The sequence below is a fragment of the Acinetobacter sp. YH16032 genome, from assembly GCF_013417345.1.
Lineage (GTDB): Bacteria > Pseudomonadota > Gammaproteobacteria > Pseudomonadales > Moraxellaceae > Acinetobacter.
The window spans coordinates 1-1,177 of sequence record NZ_VPEE01000159.1; the positions used below are offsets into that span (position 1 = coordinate 1).

Below are 1,177 nucleotides of genomic sequence, written 5' to 3' on the forward strand. Positions count from 1 at the left end.
GATGAAAAAAATAAACGCTATAGCAAGAAAGCGGTTGTGCTATTGAATGCAGTAAAAACACGCCTTAAAGAGCTTCTAAACGGTGATTTTGCACATAGAAATTCAGTCGCCAAAAATCCGCATAGCAGCATGTGGCGAGTATCTACTATGCGAGTACAGCCGTATCAGCTTGCTGAACTTGCGAGAATCACACGTATATATGAGCGTCCAGTGATACGCCCTATGCTATTCACTCCAAATTCAGCGAAAGCGGTCAAATTAAGCAAAAATATAACAGTAGGGGAGCGTAACAATTGGCTGTTTGAAACAGTACGGCATCACGCTTATAAGTTGTATTTCAAACATGGCGAGGACTGGACAAAACGCCAGTTTATGTCTTGCTTGTTTGATTTCATGAATAAACTCAATCTTGAGAAGTGCAAAACGCCACTGGTTGAGCGTGAAGTGCGTGAAATCTGCCGGAGTATTACCCGTTTTTGTTATGAGCGTTATAGCTACTCTGAAAACACTAACGATGTGCTACGCAAGATCGCAAAACAGTTAGGAAGAAAAGGTGGAGCAGCAAAAGGTAAGTCATACGCAAAACAACGCAGAAAAGCCCTCTCGCTGCATCGCAAAGGCTTATCTGTTGCTGAGATTGTAAATACTACTCAACTGTCTAAATCTACTGTCTATGCGCTAATTAAGAAGCATAAAAGCCGCATTCAGAAAAACAGAAAATCAGTAGCAGTTAAGCCGGGTCTAAAGCAGAAATCTGTTTTTCCAAATAGCTATCAGTATGGGGTCTGTTCTCTGGCGCCTGTTCCCTATATATCCAAGCAAGATTGCGAAGCAATATTGCTCACCATGACTAATAAACATTCTCTTTTTAGATTTTTAACTTCTGTGTCTATGGGCGTCGGGTGGTTGTGGGCAAAATCAAAACCTGTGATATAAGCTTGTGGGCAAGTTGTGGTACAGCTATGCTTTTCCACAACTTGTCCATAAGCCTTATTCACAGACCAGTTTTGATGTTCGCTTGCGATTGTCCATAACCTCCCAGCCCGCTTTTATTTTGCTTTTTCTATAACTCCCCTGCCTCCTTAAATTTCGTTAGCCCTTGCTATGAATAAACAATGTTCTTGATGAACGATTGTTTATTCAAGCGCAAAGTGCTAACTTGAAATTTAAGCAAGCC

The 1,177-nt window shown here is 41.2% G+C and carries 1 protein-coding gene; it reads left to right on the forward strand.

The genetic code is table 11. The features are described from left to right. Nucleotides 1-936, forward strand: a 936-nt coding sequence (locus tag FTV32_RS17145; RefSeq protein ID WP_180029162.1) for a replication initiation protein, incomplete at its 5' end; no start/stop codon positions are given. Nucleotides 937-1,177 lie beyond the last annotated feature (241 nt).